Origin of the sequence: Vibrio sp. Evd11 (genome assembly GCF_900382755.1) — a bacterium.
GTDB classification, from domain to species: Bacteria; Pseudomonadota; Gammaproteobacteria; order Enterobacterales; family Vibrionaceae; genus Vibrio; species Vibrio lentus.
Genome location: NZ_OSDX01000004.1, coordinates 123,958 through 143,810 on the forward strand (window position 1 = coordinate 123,958; position 19,853 = coordinate 143,810).

Genomic DNA, 19,853 nt, shown 5'->3' on the forward strand with positions numbered 1-19,853 from the left:
TCACAAGGACTGTCTGAGAGTTATGAACAGCACGATTGAAACTATTCTGGGGCACCGCTCCATTCGTCAATATACAAATCAACCGATTGAAAAAGCACAACTTGATGTGATTATTCAGGCTGGTCTCGCGGCTTCATCATCGAGCTTACTGCAGGCTGTTTCTATCGTGAGAGTGACAGACAAAGAGAAGCGCAAACTGTTAGCCGAATACGCAGGCAACCAAGCTTACGTTGAGAACGCGGCTGAGTTTTTGGTGTTCTGTATCGACTATCAACGCCACGCGCAAATCAACCCTGAAGTGAAAACCGACTTTACTGAACTGACCCTGATTGGCGCGGTAGATTCTGGCATCATGGCGCAAAACTGCATGCTGGCAGCTGAGTCTCTAGGTTTGGGTGGCGTTTACATTGGTGGGTTGCGTAACAGCGCACAACAAGTCGATGAGCTACTAGAACTTCCACAACACACTGCCGTGCTATTTGGTATGTGTTTAGGTCACCCTGCACAACAGCCAGAAATCAAACCCCGCCTTCCTGCTCATGTGGTGATGCACGAAAATCAATACCAACCGTTGAGTTTAGACGAAATTGCCAGCTACGATGATTCAATGCAAAGCTACTATGCAAACCGCTCAAGTAATCAAAAGCAAAGCAGTTGGTCACAGCAGATCACACAGAAGCTGTCTGGTGAATCTCGCCCACATATTCTGCCGTACTTGAACAGTAAACAGCTGACCAAGCGATAGATCTAGAGCAGCTCTAAAGACAGAAAGAGATTCCGATGAGCGAGCTAAGTTTTGCCATCACAAACAAAAATGTCAGCGTATTATGCGCTGACATTTTTCATTTCTAGAGTGCTGATTCTCTTAAAGATATTTCTCTATCGGTAACAATTGTAAGAAGCCTGATTGCATGCGTTCCCACTTGCCGGTTTCTGGTTCGCTGTCCCAGCTTTGTTCACCTGAATACCAATACACGTCTCCGTCTTCGAGTTCCAAGCGCCAGCTGTTGTCTTCATTCATCGCTTGTTCGATGGTTTTTGCTAACGTTTCAGCAATCTCTTTATTCTCGATGATCAAAACCGATTCAGTATTGAGATAGGTAGAGCGCAAGTTGAAGTTAAATGAGCCGATGCTCGCGATGCTGCGGTCAAATACGACTGATTTAGCGTGCAAGCCATAGGCCGTCTCAGGCGCACATTTAGACGCGTCTTGCGTCGATGCTTCACACAGCTTAGATTCTGGTTTTAGCTCAAACAGATCGATACCATGCTCCAACATGTCGTAACGTCTGCCTGCATAAGCGGAGTGATTAGTCACCAGGTCATTAGAGGCCATAGAGTTAGTGAGCGCTTTTATCTCAACGCCCTTATTGTTCAACACTTGCCACGCTTCGAGTTGACCATCATCGAATACAAGGTAAGCCGATTCCAACAAGATCTCTTGTTTCGATTCACTTGCAAGCTGTCCTAAAAGAACCGCCGTTGCTTTCGGTTCATCGGTATTATCTGAATCGATAGGCACAGGGCGATCGTAAGCGAAACGAGCATTCACCCAAGTCATCTCATCAAGAGTCTCTTTCAACAAGCTATCTGCCGCTTCACGGTTTAATGGTAACTCTGGGTAGTTTTTGTATTGTGGAACGATGATATCGTCAATCTTTGAAAGATCCGGTTGTTCTTCGTCACCCAACATATCGACAGGGTAAGACCAACGACTGTCCCAATACTCGGTAAAGCTGGTTTGGATCGTGGTAACGACTGAGCCCATCACTAATACATCACGATCTCGGAAGTTGATCTCGTCAGAAAGGTCGAAATATTCATCACCAATATTACGTCCGCCAACCACAGACAAGGTACCATCTACGGTAAAGGATTTATTATGCATACGGCGGTTTAAGCGGGAGAAATCCCCAAGGAAGCTTAACCACTTACTGAAACCACGGCGTGTTGGTGTTGGGTTGAAGATTCGGATCTCGACGTTAGGGTGAGCATCCAGTGCTGATAATAGCCCTTCACGCTCATTGAGGTTGATGTCATCCAACATCACTCGCACCTTAACACCACGGTCAGCTGCCGCTAATAAACGGCTGGCGAGATACCTGCCCGATTCGTCAGAGTTCCAGATGTAGTATTGAATATCAATGGTGTGCTCTGCACTTTCAACCAACGACAATCGCTGCGCTAAAGCATCCCAACCGGATTCTTGTAAACGAACGGCGGTAGTCGCCTGTTCTGATACTGGTTGATATTCATCCGCTAAAACCGACAAAGTGCTTGGTCCATAAGAGGTGTACGGTTCTGCTGGGTGGTCGATGCCTTCTGGTAAGGAAGAACAGCCGCCGAGAATAGCGACTAAAATTAAGGTTAAACTGATGCGTTGGAGCACAGGCATGTGTCTGACTTCCTTTTCACGGTAACGTCTTTAGAAACTGTCCCGACAGCTTTGCGACTCACAAGCTGTTCAGGTCTATTCATTGATTATTACTGCTAAAGCCTGAAATTTATAGGTAATTATCCAGTATAAATTTGAAGATCAGTAAATTGACCTACAGATCACTTAAGCTGAGTGAGCTCCAAACAGTATAAACTCAGCGGATTTTAACTCGGTCAAAGCCCGCTAACTTTAACGGGCTTGTTACTGAAGATTACGATGTTTGAGAACCGCTCATAGTCAAGTCTACTGACGAGCTCTGCTTTGACTGCCATTTATCCACGACCAATGCGGCAATCATGTCACCTTCTACGTTAACTGCCGTACGGAATGTATCCAGCGGTCGCTCAATGATCAGTAAGATCGCTATCGCTTCAAGTGGGATACCTGCCGCCAATAGAACAAGCTGCATGCCTGACATCGAGCCAGATGGCATACCCGGTGCACCCACAGAAGAGACCATCGCCATAATGAAGATCATCACCAAGCCAGAAGTCGTGAGATCCACACCAAACAGTTGAGCCAAGAAAATTGCCGCAACACCTTCGAAAAGTGCCGTGCCATCCATGTTCATAACTGCACCGAGCGGCAATACCATGCTACTCGTACTTTGCGATACACCGAGCTTTTCTTCCGCACTCTGCATCGCCAATGGCAAGGTAGCAGAGCTTGATGACGTTGCGAACGCCATCGCCATCGGTGCAGAGATACCTTTGAATAGTGTGCTAAGACGAATCCCAGTCATCACTTTCGCAATAGTCGGCAGTACAATCGCTCCGTGGATCAAAGTCAGCACAAACACCAGCAAAGCAAACAGTGCCAATTGTTCAAACAGTGACTCACCACCACGCACCGTAAAATCGAGAACAATGGCGAAAACAGCGATTGGCGCTAAACGAATGATCCAACCAACAATGGTATTGATGCTTTTGTTCAAGCCATTAAGCACCTCAAAAATCGGATGTTTTTCTGGCAATGAAGAAAGTAGAGCAATACCCAGCATGAATGAGAACACGACAATCGCGAGCAAGTTACCATTGGTCAACGCCGCTACCGGGTTCACGAGTGCCATACTAAAAAGCTTGCTAGCAATCGCAGCGCCACCTGCCGCATCTTCGCTTATAAGCTGAACATCATCTCCAATCGTAGCAACACTGGTTAAAGGCTCCCAAGCAGGCAACATCAGTGAAGCACCCAAGCCCAAAGAGATGGCTATCAACGTCGTGAAGCTATAGAAAAGCACTGTATTGCGGCCAATTTGCTTCAATCGAGTTATCGAGCCAATGCTTGTTATGCCTTGCAATAACGAGAACAAAACCACTAACCCAACGACCATTTTTAGCAAGCCGATATAGGTAGTTTTGCCAAGCATTAAGAACTGATACCACCCCGCTTGGGTAATACCTGAGGTTGAAGAAATAAGTTGTGCAAAAAGCCATGCTAGCAAAGCAGCTAACATTAACTGTAAAGGTAGAGAGTGGCGAAGTTTGGTCAACATAAGGACGATTCCAGTAACCCTGTAGGACAATTCAGATACCTTTATTAAAGGGAACAACCTTTAATAAAAATATTCCTTGGTAAAGTGTGCCTAGGAAAAAATAAAGTCCGTTAGATTCAATCTAACGGACTTTATGAAAACCAGATGAGGTTTAAGATTTAAGACTATTTATCCATGTGTAGAACAGTACGGATAGACTCGCCTTTGTGCATTAGTTCGAATGCTTCGTTTACGTCATCTAGACCCATAGTGTGAGTGATGAACTCTTGCAGTCCGAATTCACCAGCCATGTAACGGTTTACGATTTCTGGAAGCTCAGAGCGGCCTTTAACACCACCGAAAGCAGAACCACGCCATACACGACCCGTTACTAGTTGGAAAGGACGAGTTGAGATCTCTTGGCCCGCGCCAGCAACACCAATCACAACTGACTCACCCCAACCTTTGTGGCAGCACTCTAGTGCTTGACGCATCACGTTTACGTTACCGATACATTCGAATGAGTAATCAACACCACCGTCTGTCATCTCAACGATAACGTCTTGGATTGGCTTGTCGTAGTTCATTGGGTTGATGCAATCAGTCGCGCCAAGTTGTTTCGCTAGCTCGAATTTGCTCTCGTTGATATCAACACCGATGATTTTGCTTGCACCAGCCATACGAGCACCGATAATTGCAGAAAGACCGATACCGCCTAGGCCGAATGCAGCAACTGTGTCGCCTTTTTCAACTTTAGCTGTGTTCAGTACCGCACCCATACCAGTAGTTACACCACAACCTAGAAGACAAACTTCCTCAAGAGGTGCTTCTTTGTTTACTTTCGCTAGTGAGATTTCTGGAAGCACTGTGTACTCAGAGAAAGTAGAACAACCCATGTAGTGGAAGATTGGCTCACCGTTGATAGAGAAACGGCTTGTGCCATCTGGCATTAGGCCTTTACCTTGCGTTTCACGAACCGCTTGGCAAAGGTTAGTTTTACCAGACTTACAGAATTTACATTCGCCACACTCAGCTGTGTAAAGTGGGATAACGTGGTCGCCAACTTCAACGCTTGTTACGCCTTCGCCGATCATTTCAACGATGCCGCCACCTTCGTGACCAAGGATAGAAGGGAAGATGCCTTCTGGATCGTCACCTGAAAGAGTGAATGCGTCAGTGTGACAAACACCAGTAGCAACGATACGAACAAGTACTTCGCCAGCCTTTGGCAGTTCAACGTCAACCGTTTCACGCTTTAGCGGCTCACCAGCTTTCCAAGCAACCATAGCTTTAGATTGGATATGAGTTTGACCAGGTTTGATTTCGATAGTCATGTGATATTTCCTATATTAGTCAGTCAACGTTGAGCTTGTTTGTTATCGCTCTCTCGTTTTGTTGAGGCTAGTATAGGTGCGACCATCCAATTTGATAATCCCATATTTTTGAGAATGATTATTACATATTAGTAATAATAAATGGCAAGAGTAATTTCGTCTAACAGTGAATCAAAGGTTTAACCTAGGCTGAATAAAATCAATAAACGCGGAGATACGCTTAGATACCGAGGATGACTTTTAGAACACAGCATTGACTCGCTACTGTATTAACTCGATTCAGTGGTGTTCTAGACAAGAAACTAGATCAGCAAACTGTCCCTGCTAACACCTCACTAGAATAGAAAAAACAAAGCCCGAATCTAGGTTCGGGCTTTGTCTATTTGGTTGTTCTACTATTCATTATCAATTGGCTTCAAAACTCGGCATGGATTACCGACCGCGACCACATTGTCTGGAATATCTTTGGTCACCACACTGCCCGCGCCAATCACGCTGTTTTCGCCAATGGTGACACCGGGACAGATAATTACACCACCGCCAAGCCAAACATTGTCGCCAACATTAATCGGTGTACCAAACTCAACGCCTTCTTCTACACGGCCTTTCACATCGAGTGGATGACCTGCGGTCAGGATTTGAACGTTCGGACCAAGCAGCACATTGTCGCCAATGGTCACTTCAGCCACATCCAAAATCACGCAGTTAAAGTTAGCGTAGAAGTTCTTGCCCAGCTTGATGTTCGAGCCGTAGTCACAACGAAATGGAGGTTCTAGATGCGCGTTTTCACAGCCCGGAATGAGCTCTTGAGTTGCTGCTTCCCATTCAGGTGTGTCAGGAATACTGTTATTGAGTTTTTGAAGCACCTTACGACATTCGATACGAGCTGAATAAAGCTCTTTATCCCAAGCCTGATAAGGTTCGCCTGCTAGCATTTTTTGTTTTTCTGTTTTCACGTTACTTACCTGTTCTCCCATCACTTAGCTATTTTTATATTACTTAGCTAGTTTCACATTACTTAACTAATGCAGGTCAATTCATCGACCCAAAAACGCAATATCGCACATCTAAATAACAGTGAATAAGGAGTGTTTACGCTTGGTTGAAGAGATGCGCAGCTCGTCACTTTTTGTAGGTGAAATATGAAATTCGAACAATGTTAATTTAGCTTCGCTATCGAATCACGCAGCACCAAACTGCCACTGGTATTGATGGTGGTCGCTTGCTCTGTTTCACCGACAATTTGCAGGATCGCCTTTTGCGTCATTTGCTCTAATGGCACACTGACAGACGTTAAGCTTGGCGTTAAAAACGCCCCCACTTTGCTGTTATCAAAGCCGACGATAGAAACATCTTGAGGCAATGAGTACCCAAGTTCAGTTAACGCCTTAATCGCACCAATCGCCATGTCATCGTTTTCCGACAAGATAGCAGTGAATGTTGCTTTGCTTTTTGCCAGAGCCTGAGCCGCGTGATAACCGCTCTCCATCGTCCAATCGCCTTGAACAACTTTGGCCTCATCCAATGCCACACCATGTTTAGTTAACACATTTTGATAGGCTTGGTAACGCAACTCATCAGTCGAAGAACCGGTTTTTCCTCGAATCACTGCAATATCTGTATGGCCTTGCTCAATGATGTGTTCAACCATCAAACAAGCGCTCTGATAATGGTCGGTGGTAATGGCATGATTAGGCTTCGACGGCATTTCTCGGTTGAGTACCAGAATCGGCGTGTCAGTGCTTTCGATGATCTTAGAAATCTCACTTTCGGTTAAGCACTGTGGATAGATGATGATGCCCGCGCACTTCATATCCAACAGGAAGTTGATCGCCTTTCTTTCGTCTTCAGCGCTGTGTTTGCCATCGGTGATCACCAGCTGGTGATTCGACTTTTCGCTATAAGAGGCCGCGTGATACATCAAGGAAGAAAAGTAAGGGCCATTGAACAACTCATTGGTGATTACAAAGCCGATGAAATTGGTCTTCTTGGTCGCCAATTGCTGAGCCAACAAGTTCGGTCGATAACCTGTTTCTTGAATCGCATCAAATACCTTTTTTACCACATCTGGGCGCACGATGTTCTTGCCATTTAAGACACGAGAAACAGTCGATTTAGATACACCTGCGCGGTTTGCGACGTCAAGCATGGTTACCATTCGCTTCTTTCCTTTATAAAAAATTAGCCGACATAGGCCGACTAATTCATTGCAAAATGACAGCTCACAGTTCACATAACTGCGCCGGGGAATGCATTCTAAATAGTGGCACCGTTAGATGCAATCACGCCTTTATACCACTCGAACGACTTCTTGCGCTTGCGTTCTAGTGAGCCAGATTGATCGTTGTGCTTATCTACGTAAATGAATCCGTAGCGTTTTTTCATCTCGCCCGTGGTGAACGACACTAAATCGATACAGCCCCAAGGGGTATAACCCATCAAATCAACACCGTCGATTGCGACTGCTTTTTTCATTTCTCTGATGTGGTCACCAAGGTAAGCAATGCGGTAGTCATCATTAATGCTGCCATCTTCTTCAATGGTATCAACAGCGCCAAAACCGTTCTCAACAATAAACAATGGCACTTCATAACGTTCATACAGAGACGCTAAACAGAAACGTAAACCCGTTGGATCAATTGGCCAGCCCCAATCGCTAGACTGGATAAACGGGTTATCGACCGAGTTTTCATGACCGCCGTCCATCACCTCTTCAGTCGACTGATGCGAAGAAGAATCCAAGGTATTAGACATGTAGTAGCTAAAGCCAAGGTAATCCGCTTTACCTTCTTTCAAGATTTGCTCATCTTCGGGCTGCATCTCAATGTTGAAGCCTTTGATTGCCCAGTCACGCTTAGCGTAATTTGGGTAATGACCACGCACCATTACATCCGAGAAGAAGTAACGATCACGCATCGCTTGCTGTGCCACCATGATGTCTTCTGGCTTTGAAGAACGAGGGTAGAAAGGCACCATCGCACACATTGCGCCGATTTGAAGATCTGGATTGATCTCGTGACCTTTCTTAACCACCAAAGCACTTGCAACAAACTGATAGTGAACCGCTTGATACATGGCTTCTTGCGGCTTTTCACATTGCGGAAACTTCACGCCAGAGCACAACCAACCGAAGATGTCTGCCGAAGTGTTCATCTGGTTGTTGATCTCGTTAAACGTCATCCAGTATTTCACTTTGTGCTGGTATCGCTCCATCACCGTAGTTGAGTATTTAACGAAGAAGTCGATCACTTTGCGGTTCATCCAGCCGCCATATTCGTTAGCTAGATGGTAAGGCATTTCAAAGTGGCTCAGTGTTACCACAGGCTGAATGTCGTATTTCAACAGCTCATCAAACAGATCATCGTAAAATGCTAAACCCGCTTCACATGGCTCAGCTTCATCGCCATTTGGGAAAATACGCGTCCAAGCAATACTGGTACGGAAACACTTAAAACCCATCTCAGCGAATAACTTAATGTCTTCTTTGTAGCGATGGTAGAAGTCCACTGCGACTTGGTTGGGATAGTTTTCACCATCAATCACACCATCGGTGATTCGACGTTGTACACCATGAGCGCCCGCTGTTAATACATCAACAACACTGACACCTTTACCATTCGCATCCCAGCCGCCTTCTAGTTGATGTGCTGCAACCGCACCACCCCATAAAAAATCGTTCGGAAATTCGTTGTTCATACCATTACTCGCTACAAGTTATTCGTAAAAAGATCAGGTTCAGAGCTGCGACTACAACTCTGAAACCGATTTTAATAAAAGCAAAGATACAGATTGAAACCGGTTTCAGCAATAGTTAAAAGATCTTTTTTGATCGAACTAAAGACTAATCAACAGTCAGCATTAGTATCAATGCTGCTCAAAATACTGATCATGCTGTGATTTACCAGATTGGTCTTGAGTTCCTGGGTAGAACTGGACGAGTGTCTGATCGGCTAGTGTTAGGTGAATCCAACCCTCTTTGACTTTCAGCCAATTGGTGCCGTGGGTCTCATAGACCGCAGGAAAGGTGCCCCAGCCTGACTCTGATACCTGCAGCTCTTGAAAGCGGTTAATCGGGGTTAGCTTATTGCTGTCGAAGTTTGCGTCGGCATAGACTGATAAAGGCTCGATGGCATCGTTTGGCTTAAACGTATAACAGCTCACAGAGGCTGAAGTGCGATCAAACCACTGGTAAGGTTGTGCGCCGATTAAATCGTAGACCGTGCAATCATTGAATTGAATCGCCCACTCTTGGTGAGCTTTAAAACCAAGGTAACCAATGGGTTGTGATGGTTCAGGTTTCGCGTCCGTCTCCTGCTCATACACCGGTTCTGAGGTTGCACATCCCATAAGCCCGAGACTAAAAAGGAAAGTCACAGCAAGCTTCATCATTGTCATACCTCAGTTCCGTTAGTAGATGAGTAACTCAATTAAGTCTCTACATTAAACGGTAAGTTCCAAGCGATTACCATCAGGATCGAGTACACAGCTCTCATAATAGCCATCTCCTGTTCTTCTTGGTCCATCTAAGCGTTCATAACCATCTTCAACCAAGCGTTGAGTCAGTTGATCGACCGCTTGTTCCGACCCTAATGAAATAGCCATATGAATGAAGCCCGTGAACTGGTCATAGATATCGTCTTTCGATTCAGGAACCGAATCCATTTCCATGATCTCTAAACGACTTCCAGTTTCAAAAGACAAGAAATATGAAGAGAAGCCTTTGCTTGGATTGTGGTATTTCTGGTTAGACGTCGCACCAAAGTAATCCTCATAAAAGCGTTTAAGTACTTCGAGTTGTTTGGTCCAAATCGCGATGTGTTCTATCTTCATTTTTATCACCTAATGTTTACGTATGACACTAGATTACTCGCCAAATAAAGAAGGATAAACAGAACATAATTGAGCAAAGATGTTCCTATTTAATAAGTCATTTAATTATCAAAATCACAACAATTAGCTGCACAGTATTAACATCTAAGCTTGTGTAATATATAGCTTTGATCAATAGTCGGTGTTTTACACAATCCGAGATTTAACTGTGAGCTTTTTAAAACTGATCATGCTAGCTGCCATATGGGGAGGCTCGTTCCTTTTCATGAGAATTGCCGCTAATCCTTTAGGCCCAGCAGTCCTAATTGAAGCGCGAGTTCTGTGCGCGGCAATCACCCTACTCTTGGTTTCTTTTTACCTGAAAAGGAAGCTCTCTTTTAATGCTCATGCGAAACACTTTTTCATTCTTGGCTTGTTTAACACTGCGCTTCCTTTTTTGTTTTTCGCTTATGCGGCTCAAACGCTTAATGCGTCGACCCTTGCCATCTTGAACTCCACAGCGCCAATTTGGGCAGCGATCATCGGGGCGATATGGACAAAAACCGCACTTGAGAAGAAGGTGTTACTCGGGTTAGGTATTGGTGTCACGGGCGTATGTGTGTTGGTCGGTTGGGATGCGATGAACATCGGCCAAGAAGCTATTGTGCCAATTTTCGCTGCAGTGATGGCTGCGTTCAGCTATGGCATCGCCTCTAACTACACCAAAACAGCACCAAAAGTTGAGGCGTTCAATAACGCACACGGCAGTATGTGGGCAGCAGTATTGATCGTATTGCCATTTGTGTTCTTTATTCCGATGAGAGAAGCACCCGATCTCACGATCACGACTTCGGTCATCTTGCTCGGCGCGGTGTGTACTGGTTTAGCATACTTACTTTATTTCAATCTCATCTCTGAATTGGGTGCACCTTCAGCATTGTCGGTGACCTTCCTGATTCCAGTATTCGGTATTCTTTGGGGCAACTTGTTCTTAGATGAAGCCATCGGTATCAACACGATCATTGGTTCGATTCTTGTTATCACAGGTACCATGTTGGTGACTGGAATGTCGCCAATGAAAATGCTCAAAGCCGCTCGTCAAAAACGTGCGCAATAAGCAGGTGAACCCTAAAATCTTAATTAAAATTCTGATGTAACAGAGACAAGAAACGGCTTCCAAATGGAGGCCGTTTTTCATTGAATCGTTAACAGCTTTGAGAGCTCGTCATGTATTGCTGAATTTTGGTTCTTAACCATTGATGTGCCGGGTTTAAGTCTGTTCGTTTATGCCAAATCATATACTGCTTCATGGGCAAGACCTCAAACGGCTGGTCGAGCACTTGCAATTGGAATCGCTCCGCAAACTGATTAGCAAAATCACGAGACGTGCTACCAACACAGTCAGAGCCAGAGACCAACACACACATCGTCATCAATGAATCACATTCGGAGCTGACTTTTCGCTGTTGTATCGGGCTTTTCGTAAAGTAATCTGCGGTATAAAGGCGAGAACGACGCATTCTGAAGGTGATGTGTTTCTCATGATAATACTGCGCTTCCGTCACCGATCCATCAATCCTTGGATGCCCTTGCTTGGCGATCAATACGAGCTCATCTTCGATCACTTGTTGGTTCATATAACCATTCACTTGTGGATAGTGAATATCGATCGCTAAGTCGGCTTGCTGCATGCTCAAACTCTGCAGCAGATCTTCTTCATTGCTTGGCACCATATTGAATTCAATCGAGATATTACCAAGCGTGTTGTCCTTTTCCACAAGAGGCTGAAGCTTGGTTAAACCGATCTCGTTGACCAAAATTCGAAACACATGATGCTGCTGATTATCGAACTGCTTTAGCGTGCTGACCGCACTGGTTATCCCGTCCAATGCGGGCTCTACACGTAACGCCAACTGCATCGCTGCATTGGTCGGCGTTATACCTCTACCCTCTCGAATAAAAAGGTCTGTACCCAATTGTGCTTGCAGCCGTTTCAAAGCGCCACTGACTCCAGGTTGAGTCATACCAAGCGATTCCGATGCAAGTGTGATCGACTTTAATCGATACACTTCTAAGAACACGCTCAATAGATTTAAATCCAACTTTTCAACTTTTCCATATCACTCACCGTTACTCTCCCTGTCAATGTGGTCTTAACCAATCATAGGTCAGGTTTTATCTTCGTTCCCTAACCATTGCACGACTCAATACATAGCCAATCGTGATGTATTAACTAAAGCTTACTTTATTTTTTGCTATATGTCTTAGTCATATAATTTCCTCAACGAAACGAAATCACGAATTGAAGAGGCACCTATGACTCCATCACGCACTTTCAAAAATGCATCACTGTTCCTAGCAATCTCTCTTGCGTTTCCTGCTGTTGCAGCTAACCATGACCACGCACACTTTAGCGATATCGGCGATCAGGGTGGCAAAAACGCGACCGAAATGACGACGAAAGCAAACCAAGAATTCGCGAAAACGCTGAACTTCGAAGACACTCGCGCGTTCGACAATAACAACAAAGGGTTGATTGCGAGCTTCGATCAAGAAACTGGCGATATTATTCGTAACAGCTTCAACTTTATCGAACCAAGTGTCTCAAACGCAGACAAAGCACCTGATTCGGTTAACCCATCATTGTGGCGCCAAGCTGTACTAAACCAAGCAGCTGAAGGTTTGTACGAAGTTGTCCCGGGCAAGGTGTATCAAGTTCGTGGTGCTGATCTGGCGTCTATTTCTTTCATCCGCAGTGACAATGGTTGGATTGCTTACGACGTTCTTCTCACAAAAGAATCCGCAGCTAAGTCATTAAAGTTCTTCAAGAACAACGTGCCTGATGGTGGCGACTTACCTGTCGTAGCGATGATTTACTCACACTCACATGCCGATCACTTTGGCGGTGCACGAGCAATCAAAGAAGCTTACCCAGACGTAAAAGTATACGGTTCGAAGAACATCACGAAAGAAATCGTCGACGAAAACGTACTGGCGGGTAATGCGATGTCTCGTCGTACCGCTTATCAATATGGCGCAACACTGAATCGTCATGAGCACGGTATTGTGGATGCGGCACTCGCGAAAGGCTTGTCGACAGGTACCATTACTTACGTATTGCCGGATTACGAACTGAACCATAACGAAGAAATTGAAACTCTGGTTATCGACGGCCTAGAAATGCAATTCATGGATGCTTCAGGTACCGAAGCGGCATCTGAAATGGTGACCTACATTCCAAGCATGAAAGCACTTTGGACTGGCGAACTGACCTACCAAGGTATGCATAACCTGTACACGCTTCGCGGTGCAAAAGTACGTGATGGTTTGAAGTGGTCTAAGAAAATCAACGAGATGTTGGTCACTTGGGGTGAAGATACCGAGGTGCTATTTGCCTCTCACTCATCGCCAATTTGGGGCGAACAAGAAATCTCTGACTACCTAAAAATGCAGCGTGACGCTTACGGTTTCACTCATAACCAAACACTTCGCCTAGCGAACAATGGTGTTGTTCTGCAAGACATTGGCGACGAGATCTACAAAGTCATGCCAGACAGCATTCAACAGTCTTGGCACACCAATGGTTACCACGGTACTTACTCGCATAACGCTCGTGCGGTGTACAACATGTACCTTGGTTACTTCGACATGAACCCAGCGAATCTGAACCCGCTACAGATTCACCCAGAGTCGGTTAAGTTTGTTGAATACATGGGTGGCAGCGACGCGGTGATTGAGAAAGCGCAGCAAGATTTCCAAGAAGGTGAATACCGCTTCGTTGCAACAGCACTGAATAAGGTGATTCAAGCTGAACCAGAGAACAAAGTTGCACGTGGCTTATTGGCAGATACTTACGAGCAATTGGGTTATCAATCAGAAGGTGCAGGTTGGAGAAACATCTACCTAACGGGTGCTCAAGAACTGCGTATCGGCACACAACCGGGCGCACCAAAAACGGCTTCTCCGGATGTCTTGGCGAACATGACCATCGAAAACTTGCTGGATTACTTAGCGGTAAAAGTGGATTCATTGAAGGCGCAAGACACGCCGTTTACCATGAATATCCAATTACCTGACGTGAAAGAGTTCTACTACGTAGAGATGTCGAACGGCAACCTGAATAACATCCAAGTATCAGAGCTGCAAGATGCGGATACCACACTGATCATCAACAAATCAGATGTATCAGACATCGTACTGAAGAAAACGACACTCAACCAATTATTGGAAGATGGCCAAGCGGGCGTGAAAGGAGACAAAACATCGTTGGACAAACTGTTGTCTTCATTGACTGAAGCTGATACCTCTTTTGAGATTGTTCCTCGTCCAAACAAAGGCGAAGAAGTTGATGCAGAGTTGTACCAAGATTCACACGAGCACGCTCACTAAGCCGCTCTAAGGTAAAATAATTACAACGTCAAACTGGCCTAAATAGGCTGAAACAAGGCTAATACGACCAAGCCTCAACCGTTAAACTGGTTGAGGCTTTTTTGATTTGAGCTTTATTCGATATCAAGAAAATTAAATAAGAAAACCCACTCACAGCACTCAAAAAGCATTGAGTAAATCTTCTTATCAAGCCCAGAAAAACAGTACTGTGTTTGTTAAACCACACCCTTGTTTCACGGTTTCTCAATCGCAATACACATCCGTACTTTCTATATCTCAGCATGTGAAGTAGTAGAAACTTTGTGCAATCAAACTTTGTTATAAAAGTTGTCCGGACTCTTTATTCAAGGAAGGAAGATGCGAAAAAAGATCATGATTACAGGTGCGACAGATGGTATCGGTTTAGAGACCGCGAAAATGTTAGCCCAACAAGGGCATCACATCCTTATCCATGGGCGTAACCCAACAAAAGTCAGCAAAGTAGAAACCGGCCTTTCTCGATTATCTAAGGATGCGACTATCGAAAGTTATGTTGCTGATCTCTCTTCTCTTTCTGAAGTTGAAGCCCTCGCCAACCAAATAAAGTCGAAGCATGAACAGCTCGATGTACTCATTAACAACGCTGGCGTCTACAAGGTTTCCGAGATCACCACCAAAGACAATCTCGATGTCCGATTTAGCGTCAACACCATTGCCCCTTATTTACTGACTCAAAAGCTGCTACCACTTTTTGATGCCAACGGTCGCATCGTCAATCTATCTTCAGCAGCTCAGTCATCGGTCGATCTCGAGGCACTTGTCAGCCCAAATCCTGACGCTTTAGATGGCCCCATCTACGCACAAAGTAAATTGGCGTTAACGATGTGGTCAATCCATCTTGCGCACCAATTAGGAGATCAAGGCCCCCTAATCATTCCCGTTAATCCGGCCTCATTTCTTGGCAGTAAATTGGTTAAAGATGCGTATGGTTTGGAAGGTAATGACTTAGGGATTGGCGCTGATATCTTATGCCGAGCGGCACTATCGGAAGAGTTTTCTAACGCTTCAGGGAAGTATTTTGATAATGACTCAGGGCTATTTAAAGACCCTCATGCTGATGCATTAAATACGGAGAAAAATCAGAAACTGGTGACGACTCTCGACCAGTTACTTGCGGAACAGTTCTAGCTAATGCCACGCTCACTAGCCAAATACAATGAGTGCTCCGTATTTAGGAGCACTCCATAACATCAATCAGTATTCAGCGCAGCCAACAAAAATTCCGTACTTGCGCGAGCATGTTGCTCAATATCTTGTAGGTTTGGTTTTGCCATCCCCATTAACACGCCGCTTCTCAAGCTCAATAACATCCCCGTCCAAAGAGTAACCTTAGTGGCGACATCTTCGATATCAAACCTATCCGTGAAAAACTGAGCGAGTGCAATATCGGTTTCGTTTTCACCTACCGACATAAAGCTTTCCAAGATAGCGGGAGACTTAGCGTTTTCTGCAATCAATAGCTTCAACGTAGCGATATGTTCGTCTGACAAATGAAACGCCAAAAAGGCCGTAGCGAACCCATACAATGCCTGATAATTATCAGAGATTTTTAACTGTTCGACAGAATGCTCATCAAACTGAGCCCCCATTTGCTGCAATGTCGCTTTGAACAACACATCTTTTGATGAGAAATATCGATAGAGCGTTTGTTTAGTCATCTGGGCTTCACTTGCGATCACATCCATGCTCGCGAGCGTAAAGCCTTCCGATAAAAAAACAGCTTTAGCCGCTTTCAAAATAGCCTGTCGTTTCTTCTCTTTATTCTGCTCAATCTTGCTCATTACTTCATCCACCCCAAAACAGAGATCATACTTTAAAGTATGATTTGTGTTGACTCAACCAATTTTTAAAATCATACTCACTAGTATGATTTATCAATAGCAGATAATTGGATAGAGAAATGACAACAATGAACCTCCCTAAAACTGAAGTAAGAAACACTCGAACCCTCGGCTTTACCCTTGCGATCGCAGGTGCCGTATTAATGAGTATTGACCCCATCTTTATTCGTTATGCGGGTGTCAGCGGATTTGATACGGCCTTCTTGTTCGGCTTATTCAGCGCATTTTCGATGCCGATTTTGCTTAAATTCAACGACAAACGCGGAATACGAAAGGCAGTAGCACAAAGCGGTTGGCCATTGTTAGCAGCGGGTATACTTATGCTCGGCAGCGCATCGGGCTTGGTGTTCAGCATCAAGATGACTTCAATCGCTAATACCTTTGTGATCCTCAGTTCTGCCCCTGCGGTTGCCGCCATTTTCAGCTGGTTAATATTGAAAGAAGCCACCAGCCGCTCGACCTTAATTGCGATTGTGGCTGTGATGATTGGTATTACGATTGTCGTTTCAGGCTCGTTTTCTTCAGGTAATTGGATGGGGGATGCGTTGGCCGTATTCGCTGTGATCTGTTTATCTATGATGTTTACCTTGCTGCGTAAATATCAAGACGTCAGCCGATTAGCGAGCGTTGGCCTAGGTGGCTTGTTGCTCGCGGTTGTGATGTTTTTCTTCGCAACACCATCAAGCTACAGCGTTGAAACGTGGTTAATCATGGGCATGATGGGCTTGTTTACAGCCCCTGTTGGACGAGTGTTATCTATGGTCGCAACACGCCACATTACCGCGCCAGAGGTATCAATGACTCTGATGTTAGAAACGGTATTAGCGCCAGTTTGGGCGTTTATCTTCTTCACCGAGATCCCGCCAACGACCAGTATTATCGGTGGTGTGGTGATCTTGATTACGATCTTCATCTACACCTTAGTAACTATGAAAAATGATGACAAATAAAGCGACTAATAAATAATTAAATAGGAGCTAAACATGTCTGAAGAACTGAAATTTATTGGCCGAATTACTACGCCGTATCACTCGATTTCAGAGTGTCCGAATAACATCCAACCGGACAACGGCCCAATCTGTGAAATCATCTTAGATGACGTTTACCACCAAGGCTTGCTCGGCTTAAACCGTGGCGACTACATATTGATCTTGTATTGGTTAGAAGGCGCCAAACGAGATGAATTGATACAAAGCTGGGATGAAGAGACACCGACCAAAGGCACCTTCGCACTGCGTTCACCGCACAGACCAAACCCAATAGGTGCTGCCGTGTTACCGATTGAAAAAATAGAAATTGGCACAGTGACCGTGAGAGGCTTGGACTGCTTGAACAACACACCGCTGTTGGATATCAAGCCTGCAATCTATAAAGAGCTGAATGAAGGTAAATAAAAAGGGCCAGTATCAGCTGGCCCTTTCATTTCTATCTATGTCGTTATCTATCGAACTATCTTGAACCGATCGCTCGAACTAATTCTGCGATTCCATCCCAATCACCCTTGTCCATTTTATCGGTAGGTACCATCCAAGTTCCACCGCAGGCAACGACTGATTTTAGCGCTAAGTAAGCATCTACGTTAGCTGGGCTCACACCACCTGTCGGCATAAAGTTAACTGGATAAACAGCCGTAAGTGCTTTCAGCATGGAAACACCTCCTGATGGCTCTGCAGGAAAGAACTTAAGTGTTTTAAGGCCCATTTCCATTGCTTGCTCGACGAGGCTTGGATTGTTAACCCCAGGTACAATCACAACGCCACGCTGCTGACAATATTTTACCGTTGTTGGATTTAAGCCAGGGCTCACAATAAAATCAACACCCGCATCAATGGCAGTATCCACCTGCTCTGTGCTCAGCACAGTACCTGCGCCAATCAGTAACTCAGGGTAGGCTTCACGCATCAAACGAATCGACTCTGCTGCCGCTTCTGTGCGAAATGTCACTTCAGCACAAGGCAAATCACTCTCAACCAGTACTTTCGCAAGTGGTACAGCCTGAGCAACATCATTAATGGCGATCACCGGAACGATGCGAATATCTCTGAGTCGCTGTTCAATTGTTTTCATTGTTCATTTCTCTCATTATCAAACAGACAAATTAAGCCAAATCGCTGCCGTTGCTTGCGATCACTTTTTTGTACCAGTGGAATGACTTTTTAGGAATACGATTTAACGTACCATTGCCTAGGTTGTCTCTGTCCACATAAATAAACCCATAACGCTTACTCATCTCTCCGGTCGATGCCGCGACAAGATCGATACAACCCCAAGGTGTGTAGCCCATCAGTGGTACACCGTCTTCCATTGCTTCATGCATCGCAACAATGTGCTGACGAAGGTAATCAATGCGGTAATCATCGTTCACTTCTCCATTGTCATCCAAGGTATCACGAGCACCTAAGCCATTTTCTACCAAGAAAAGTGGTTTCTGGTAACGGTCATAGAGTGTGTTCATCGTAATTCGAAGACCTGTCGGGTCAATGACCCAGCCCCAATCACTTGCTGGAAGATGAGGGTTTTTGATGGACTTAACAACATTCGCCGCGCTGGTGTTACCCGCATTCATGTCGGCAGAAGCACAGCGTGACGCGTAGTAACTGAACGAGATGAAATCGACGGTGTTCTTTAGAATCTCGAAATCTTCTGCTTGTGTTTCAAGCACCACACCTTTGTTATCAAACACTTTTTGAGCATAAGATGGGTAGTAACCACGCGATTGAACATCGATAAAGAACAGGTTCTCGCGGTCTTTTTCCATCGCCATAAGCACATCTTCTGGCTTACATGAATATGGATAGAAGTTACCGCCCGCCAGCATACAACCCACTTGGTTTTGCTCATCAACTTCATGAGCAATCTTGGTTACCAAAGCGCTTGCTACTAGCTCATGGTGAGCTGCTTGGTACTTCACTTGATCGTGATTTTCGCCTTCCTGAAACAACAACCCAGCGCCAGAAAACGGGCTCGCTAGTAAAATATTGATTTCATTGAAGGTTAGCCAGTATTTCACCAAGCCTTTGTAGTTCTCGAAACAGGTTCTCGCGTAACGGCTAAAGAACTCAATCATCTTACGATTACGCCACGAACCATACTCGTTGACCAAATGCATTGGCACATCGAAATGGCACAAGGTAACGAGCGGCTCAATGCCGTATTTCTTACACTCTTCAAAAACATCACGGTAAAAATCTAAACCGGCTTGGTTCGGCTCTAGCTCATCACCTTTTGGAAAGATTCGGCTCCAAGCGATGGATACGCGGAAGACTTTAAATCCCATCTCTGCCAGCAAGGCGATGTCTTCTTTGTAACGGTGATAAAAGTCTATCGCGTTATGGCTTGGGTAGAACTCGTCTTCGTTGAGCGTCACCTGATCAACCTGACCAAGCTTAATTGGCATGCGGTTCTCACCATAAGGGATCATATCTACGGTTGTTAGGCCTTTACCCCCCACTAAGTGAGCGCCTTCAGACTGGTTTGCGGCAATAGCGCCACCCCATAAGAAATCTTCGGGAAATTGAATGTTTGACATT

18 protein-coding genes are annotated in these 19,853 nt (G+C 45.0%); 6 read left to right on the plus strand and 12 right to left on the minus strand.

Features of this window, described 5'->3' with window-relative positions; translation table 11 throughout:
- The first annotated feature begins 22 nt into the window (after positions 1–22).
- Complete coding sequence (gene nfsA / locus ED652_RS02795; RefSeq protein WP_122053439.1) at positions 23–745, plus strand: oxygen-insensitive NADPH nitroreductase; 723 nt, start codon at positions 23–25, stop codon at positions 743–745.
- Positions 746–865: 120 nt separating this feature from the next.
- Here the strand turns inward: nfsA and ED652_RS02800 are convergent, their stop codons facing one another.
- From ED652_RS02800 to ED652_RS02835, 8 genes are all read right to left on the minus strand, one after another.
- Entirely contained in the window at positions 866–2,395 is a 1,530-nt protein-coding gene (locus ED652_RS02800) for a phospholipase D family protein (protein WP_122053440.1), read from the minus strand.
- A 253-nt stretch (positions 2,396–2,648) separates the two neighbouring features.
- Positions 2,649–3,932 (minus strand): dicarboxylate/amino acid:cation symporter, encoded by a 1,284-nt coding sequence (locus ED652_RS02805; RefSeq protein ID WP_122053441.1) that lies wholly within the window; start codon positions 3,930–3,932, stop codon positions 2,649–2,651.
- A gap of 164 nt (positions 3,933–4,096) precedes the next feature.
- Entirely contained in the window at positions 4,097–5,245 is a 1,149-nt protein-coding gene (locus ED652_RS02810) for an S-(hydroxymethyl)glutathione dehydrogenase/class III alcohol dehydrogenase (protein ID WP_122053442.1), read from the minus strand.
- 395 nt (positions 5,246–5,640) lie between these two features.
- Entirely contained in the window at positions 5,641–6,201 is a 561-nt protein-coding gene (locus ED652_RS02815) for a sugar O-acetyltransferase (protein WP_122053464.1), read from the minus strand.
- Between the two features lie 203 nt (positions 6,202–6,404).
- Entirely contained in the window at positions 6,405–7,403 is a 999-nt protein-coding gene (locus ED652_RS02820; RefSeq protein WP_050620360.1) for a LacI family DNA-binding transcriptional regulator, read from the minus strand.
- 98 nt (positions 7,404–7,501) lie between these two features.
- Positions 7,502–8,941: a 6-phospho-beta-glucosidase gene (locus tag ED652_RS02825; protein ID WP_122053443.1), complete on the minus strand. Its 1,440-nt coding sequence runs from the start codon at positions 8,939–8,941 to the stop codon at positions 7,502–7,504.
- A gap of 168 nt (positions 8,942–9,109) precedes the next feature.
- Positions 9,110–9,634, minus strand: coding sequence for a hypothetical protein (locus ED652_RS02830; protein WP_122053465.1), 525 nt, complete (start codon positions 9,632–9,634; stop codon positions 9,110–9,112).
- Between the two features lie 51 nt (positions 9,635–9,685).
- Complete coding sequence (locus ED652_RS02835; protein ID WP_122053444.1) at positions 9,686–10,075, minus strand: VOC family protein; 390 nt, start codon at positions 10,073–10,075, stop codon at positions 9,686–9,688.
- 265 nt (positions 10,076–10,340) lie between these two features.
- Here ED652_RS02835 and ED652_RS02840 point away from each other — a divergent pair, with 265 nt between their 5' ends.
- Positions 10,341–11,171, plus strand: a complete 831-nt coding sequence (locus ED652_RS02840; RefSeq protein WP_029226067.1) for a DMT family transporter — start codon at positions 10,341–10,343, stop codon at positions 11,169–11,171.
- Between the two features lie 88 nt (positions 11,172–11,259).
- Here the strand turns inward: ED652_RS02840 and ED652_RS02845 are convergent, their stop codons facing one another.
- On the minus strand, positions 11,260–12,156 hold the full coding sequence (locus ED652_RS02845) for a LysR family transcriptional regulator (RefSeq protein WP_122053445.1): 897 nt from the start codon (positions 12,154–12,156) through the stop codon (positions 11,260–11,262).
- A gap of 214 nt (positions 12,157–12,370) precedes the next feature.
- On the opposite strand from ED652_RS02845, the gene ED652_RS02850 reads away from it, so the two are divergent.
- Both ED652_RS02850 and ED652_RS02855 read left to right on the plus strand, forming a co-directional pair.
- A complete protein-coding gene (locus tag ED652_RS02850) occupies positions 12,371–14,443 on the plus strand; it encodes an alkyl/aryl-sulfatase (RefSeq protein ID WP_122053446.1) in 2,073 nt (690 codons plus the stop codon).
- A 327-nt stretch (positions 14,444–14,770) separates the two neighbouring features.
- Positions 14,771–15,610 (plus strand): SDR family NAD(P)-dependent oxidoreductase, encoded by an 840-nt coding sequence (locus ED652_RS02855; RefSeq protein ID WP_122053447.1) that lies wholly within the window; start codon positions 14,771–14,773, stop codon positions 15,608–15,610.
- A gap of 62 nt (positions 15,611–15,672) precedes the next feature.
- On the opposite strand, the gene ED652_RS02860 is transcribed toward ED652_RS02855, so the two are convergent.
- A complete protein-coding gene (locus tag ED652_RS02860; protein ID WP_122053448.1) occupies positions 15,673–16,263 on the minus strand; it encodes a TetR/AcrR family transcriptional regulator in 591 nt (196 codons plus the stop codon).
- Between the two features lie 119 nt (positions 16,264–16,382).
- On the opposite strand from ED652_RS02860, the gene ED652_RS02865 reads away from it, so the two are divergent.
- Positions 16,383–17,273, plus strand: coding sequence for a DMT family transporter (locus tag ED652_RS02865; RefSeq protein WP_122053449.1), 891 nt, complete (start codon positions 16,383–16,385; stop codon positions 17,271–17,273).
- 33 nt (positions 17,274–17,306) lie between these two features.
- On the plus strand, positions 17,307–17,717 hold the full coding sequence (locus ED652_RS02870) for an SAM-dependent methyltransferase (protein WP_122053450.1): 411 nt from the start codon (positions 17,307–17,309) through the stop codon (positions 17,715–17,717).
- A 55-nt stretch (positions 17,718–17,772) separates the two neighbouring features.
- Here the strand turns inward: ED652_RS02870 and ED652_RS02875 are convergent, their stop codons facing one another.
- Together ED652_RS02875 and ascB are read right to left on the minus strand one after the other, a co-directional pair.
- Positions 17,773–18,390 (minus strand): bifunctional 4-hydroxy-2-oxoglutarate aldolase/2-dehydro-3-deoxy-phosphogluconate aldolase, encoded by a 618-nt coding sequence (locus ED652_RS02875; RefSeq protein WP_122053451.1) that lies wholly within the window; start codon positions 18,388–18,390, stop codon positions 17,773–17,775.
- Between the two features lie 31 nt (positions 18,391–18,421).
- Positions 18,422–19,852, minus strand: a complete 1,431-nt coding sequence (gene ascB, locus ED652_RS02880; protein ID WP_122053452.1) for a 6-phospho-beta-glucosidase — start codon at positions 19,850–19,852, stop codon at positions 18,422–18,424.
- Position 19,853: the final 1 nt, after the last annotated feature.